Origin of the sequence: Leucobacter chromiiresistens, assembly GCF_001477055.1 — a bacterium.
In the GTDB taxonomy this organism is placed as follows: domain Bacteria; phylum Actinomycetota; class Actinomycetes; order Actinomycetales; family Microbacteriaceae; genus Leucobacter; species Leucobacter chromiiresistens_A.
In genome coordinates this window covers 1-4,310 of the sequence record NZ_LDRK01000090.1, presented here as the reverse complement: position 1 = coordinate 4,310, position 4,310 = coordinate 1, and the positions used below count along the sequence as shown (strand labels likewise).

At 74.5% G+C, this 4,310-nt stretch carries 3 protein-coding genes and 1 pseudogene; 1 reads left to right on the top strand and 3 read right to left on the bottom strand.

Going from position 1 to position 4,310, the window contains the following annotated elements; translation table 11 throughout:
* Together NS354_RS10870 and NS354_RS10865 are read right to left on the bottom strand one after the other, a co-directional pair.
* A pseudogene (locus tag NS354_RS10870) lies at positions 1-286 on the bottom strand (ROK family protein); the annotation flags it as partial.
* Between the two features lie 34 nt (positions 287-320).
* The gene (locus NS354_RS10865; RefSeq protein ID WP_058594507.1) at positions 321-1,493 is read right to left on the bottom strand and encodes an acetyl-CoA C-acyltransferase; all 1,173 of its coding nucleotides are present in this window, start codon (positions 1,491-1,493) and stop codon (positions 321-323) included.
* 248 nt (positions 1,494-1,741) lie between these two features.
* On the opposite strand from NS354_RS10865, the gene NS354_RS10860 reads away from it, so the two are divergent.
* Positions 1,742-3,106 carry a D-alanyl-D-alanine carboxypeptidase family protein gene (locus tag NS354_RS10860; RefSeq protein WP_153002191.1) on the top strand — a complete coding sequence of 455 codons (1,365 nt, stop codon included), beginning with the start codon at positions 1,742-1,744 and terminating at the stop codon, positions 3,104-3,106.
* Positions 3,107-3,178: 72 nt separating this feature from the next.
* On the opposite strand, the gene NS354_RS10855 is transcribed toward NS354_RS10860, so the two are convergent.
* Positions 3,179-4,310, bottom strand: a 1,132-nt coding sequence (locus NS354_RS10855) for a hydantoinase/carbamoylase family amidase (RefSeq protein WP_058594505.1), incomplete at its 5' end; no start/stop codon positions are given.

The following is a 4,310-nucleotide window of genomic DNA, read 5'->3' as shown; positions in this document are numbered from 1 at the left end:
GGTCGATGTTCGCCGCCGTGCGCATCACGCCGTCGCGCACCACCCCGGGCAGGGTGACGCCGACCGGCAGTGTCTCGGCACCGGCGAACCCGCCGGCTGCGAGCTCGGCGCGGATCGCCGCGGCCATTCGGCCGACCGCCGCCGCGATGTCTGCCGGAGCCCCGCCCGCGGGGGTCGCCACCTTGTGCCGAGCGGTGATCTTGTCGCCGGTCGCCACGTCGATCGCGGCGCCCTTGATACCCGTGCCCCCGACGTCGATGCCGATGGCTGCGTGCTGCACTCCCATAGCGGCGAGTGTATCGGCAGCGGCCTCGGACCCGCTAGACGGCGCGGAGCACGAGGGCGCTGCCTTGCCCGCCGCCGCCGCAGATGCCGACGGCGCCGAGCGACCCGCTGCCGCGCTCGGCGAGCTGCCGCGCGAGCGTGCCCACGATGCGGGCGCCGGATGCGCCGATCGGGTGGCCGAGCGCGATCGCCCCGCCGTGCGGGTTGACGACGGCGGGATCGAGCCCGAGCTCGCGGCTCGACTGCACGCCGACCGCGGCGAACGCCTCGTTGATCTCGACGACGGCGAGGTCGGCGGCCGTGGCACCGCCCGTCTTCGCGAGGGCGGCTTCGATGGCGCGCGCGGGCTGGGAGTGCAGGTGCGTGTCGGGGCCCGCGACGAACGCGGTCGCCTCCACCGCTGCGAGCGGCGCGAGGCCGAGGCGCTCGGCGGCCGCCGCGCTCACGAGTACGAGCGCGGCGGCGCCGTCGGTGATCTGCGAGGCGTTGCCCGCCGTGATCGTGCCCTCCCGCGAGAAGGCCGGGCGCAGGCCGGCGAGCGTCTCCGCCGTGGTGTCGGCGCGCACGCCGTCGTCGCTCGCGACCACCGTGTCGCCCCGGCGCGAGGACACCGTGAACGGCTCGATCTCGCCGGCGAGGAACTCCGCCGAGGCGGCCGCGCGCTGATGCGAGGCCGCCGCGAAGGCGTCCTGCTCGGCGCGGGTCAGGCCGAGCGGAGCGTTGCCGGTCTCAGTGAGCGCGCCCATCGCGACCTGATCGAAGGCATCCGACAGGCCGTCGCGGTCGACGGTGTCGACGAGCGTCGCGTCGCCGTACTTGGTGCCCGCGCGCAGCGGCAGCACGTGGGGCGCGAGCGACATCGACTCCTGCCCGGCGGCGACCACCACCTCGGCCTCGCCGCTCGCGATGAGCCGGACGGCCTGCGACACGGCCTCGGCGCCCGAGAGGCACACGGCGTTCAGCGTGATCGCGGGCACGCCGAGGGGAATGCCGGCGCCCACCGCGGTCTGACGGGCCGGGTTCTGCCCGGCGCCCGCCTGCAGCACCTGGCCGACCACGACGGCGTCGACGTCGGACGCGGCCACCCCCGCCCGCGCGAGCGCGGCGCGCACGGCGTGAGCGCCCAGCTCGGTGGCGGGCTGCGCGGCCAGCTGACCGGTGAAACGGGTGAACGGCGTGCGGGCGTATCCCGCGATGAGTGCGGTCATCGGCTGACTCCTCGGTGGTGCGGCGGACTGCACCCATCATCGCGCATGCGGCCGCCGCGGCGTGCCGCACACCTGCACGGGCGGCGCGGCCCGGAGTGTGCAGGTCTGCGGCGCCGCCGGACGGTGCGCCGCCACCCCCAGCTTCGGTGAGAGATTCGGCGCCGGTGAGAGACTTCGGGGGCGGATCGCCTCACGTACGCCGAATCTCTCACTGAAGCGGAAGGGCGGCGCGCCCTAGGGTGGATCGGGTGAGCCCGACCCCACTCCCGCATCGCGCCCCGCGCCGCCGCACGCGCCGCATCGTCGGCCTCGGCGCTGCGGGCCTCGCGGCGCTGCTCGCCCTCGCCTACGCCGTGCTCTGCGCCATCGCGCCGCTCCCCGAGCCGGTGGTGCGCCTCGACGAGCCGGTGACGGCGCGCTTCTCGGCCGACGCCGCGGAGGTGCAGCGCGCCGTCGACGCCGAGCAGCAGCCGACGGCGGTGGGCTGGTTGCACGACGACGCGGTGTGGACGAACTCCGAGCGCGCGGCGCCGATCGCGAGCATCTCGAAGCTCGTCACGGCGCTCGTCGTGCTCGACGCGCAGCCGGTGGAGGCGGGTTCGGACGGCCCGACGCACATCTGGACGGCCGAGGACGCCGCGCGTCAAGCCGAGTACCTGGCCGAGGACGGGGTCGCGTTCCCGATTCCGGTGGGCACCGAGGTGACGGCCCGCCAGATGCTGCAGCTCGCCCTGGTGCCATCGGCCAACGACTTCGCCGCCGCGTACGCCTACTCGGTGTTCGGCGACAACGCGGGGTTCCTCGCCGCGGTGCGCGACTGGCAGCAGCGCGCGGGCCTCGCTTCGCTCGAACTGCACGAGCCGACGGGCATGGACGAGCACAACGCCGCGTCTGCCGCCGACGTGCTGCGCCTCGCGCGCCTCGCGCTCGAGAACGAGACGGTCGCCGAGATCGTGGCGCTGCCCCGCGTCGACCTGCCTTGGGGCATCGGCACGGTCGAGAGCACGAATCCGCTGCACGGGGTGCTCGACGGAGTGGTCGGGGTGAAGACCGGGCGCACGAACGCCGCCGGGTACAACCTCGCGGCGGCGCGCACGAGCGATGCGCTGGGCCGCGAGGTGGTGCAGCTCTCGGTGGTGCTGGGGCGCGACTCCGACGAGGATCGCCTGCGCTCGAGCCTCGACCTGTTCTCGGCGCTCGACGCGGCGCCCCGGCGACTCGCGATCGTCGAGCCCGGCGAGCGCCTGGGCACCGCCACGACCGTCGACGGCGTCGAGATCCCGATCCTCGCCGACGGCGGTGCCGACGCCGTGCTGCTGCCCGGCGAGGAGGCGACGCGCACGGCGTCGCTCCGATCCGGCGGGTTCTCGGAGGCGGGCGAGCCCGATGCGGGGCTCACCGGCGCCGATGCCGCAGCCGGGCGGAGCGTGGGCGCGATCCGCGTCACCGGCCCCGGCGACCCGAAGGATTCCGCGGAACCGGACGCGGAGAACGGGACGAGCCCGGGCACACCGGCCGACCGCACGATCGACCTCGTCACCGGAGCCGATGTGGTCGCACCGAGCTACGGCTGGCGCCTCACCCACCCGCGCGAACTGTTCACCTGGAGCTGAGGCTCCGGGCGAGCGGAGGGGCGGGCCGCGGGTCCCGCTCCGGGATTCCTTCGCCGCGGCTCGGGCGAACCCTCAGTCGACGGGCGCGCCGGCGGCGAGCCGGCGCACGACGCCCGTGAGGTGGTTCGCGCCCGCGACGAGGTCGGCCTCCTCGGTGAACTCGTCGAGACTGTGCGAGATGCCCGCCACGCTCGGCACGAAGAGCATGACCGTGGGCACGACGTCCTTCATGTTCGTCGAATCGTGCCCGGCCACCGTCATCACCCGATCGTGCGGGAGCCCGAGCTCGGCGGCCACCTCGCGCGCCAGCTCGACGCCCGCCTCGGAATAGGGGTTCTGATCCCAGCTGTGCTCGGCCGTGACCGTGATCTCCACCCGATCCTCGCGCTCCACCCGCTCGATCGTGCGCTGCAGCGACGCGTGCGCGGCGCGGATCACGTCGGCGCTCGGCGAGCGCAGGTCGAGCAGCAGCTCCACGTGGCTCGCCACGACGACGGGCGAGTTGGGGTAGACGTTGAGCTCGCCGCACGCGGTGTGGAGGGCGCCCGGCTCGAATTCGTCGACGAGTTCGCGGGCGGCCACCACGAGCCGGGCGGCGCCGAGCAGCGCGTCCCGGCGATCCGACATGAGGGTGGAGCCGCTGTGTGCCTGCGCCCCGGTCACGGAGAACTCGAACTTGTGCGCCGCCCACGTCGCGTTCACGAGGCCGATGGTCACCCCGTCCTCCTCCATGCTACGCCCCTGCTGCACGTGGATCTCGGCGTACGACGCCACCTCGCGGCCCGAATCGCCGCCGAGCACGTCGCCCGTGCCGCGCTCGCCGATGGCGTCGAGCGCCTCGGCAACGGTCGTGCCGTGCGGGTCGGTCGTCGCGAGCGCCGCGTCGAGGGGCATCTTGCCGGTGAAGACGGAGCTGCCCATCATCGACGGCTTAAAGCGCGAACCCTCCTCGTTGAACCAGTTGACGACCGCGAGGTTCAGGCGCGCCGCGGCGGGGTCGGCCCGCAGCTCGTCGGCGACCCGGAAGCAGGCGTGCGCCGAAGCCATCACGCCGTAGGCGCCATCGAAGCGGCCCGCGGTCGGCTGCGAGTCGAGGTGCGACCCGGTCACCACGTAGGGGGCGCCGGGCACGAGCTCGAGCAGGCCGAACTGGTTGCCGGCGGCGTCGCGCTCGACGGTGAACCCGTGCTGCTCGAGCTCGTGC

Bases quoted from the DNA above. Each gene is read 5' to 3' on its own strand.
- NS354_RS10865 (WP_058594507.1), bottom strand. From the start codon at position 1,493: ATGACCGCACTCATCGCGGGATACGCCCGCACGCCGTTCACCCGTTTC.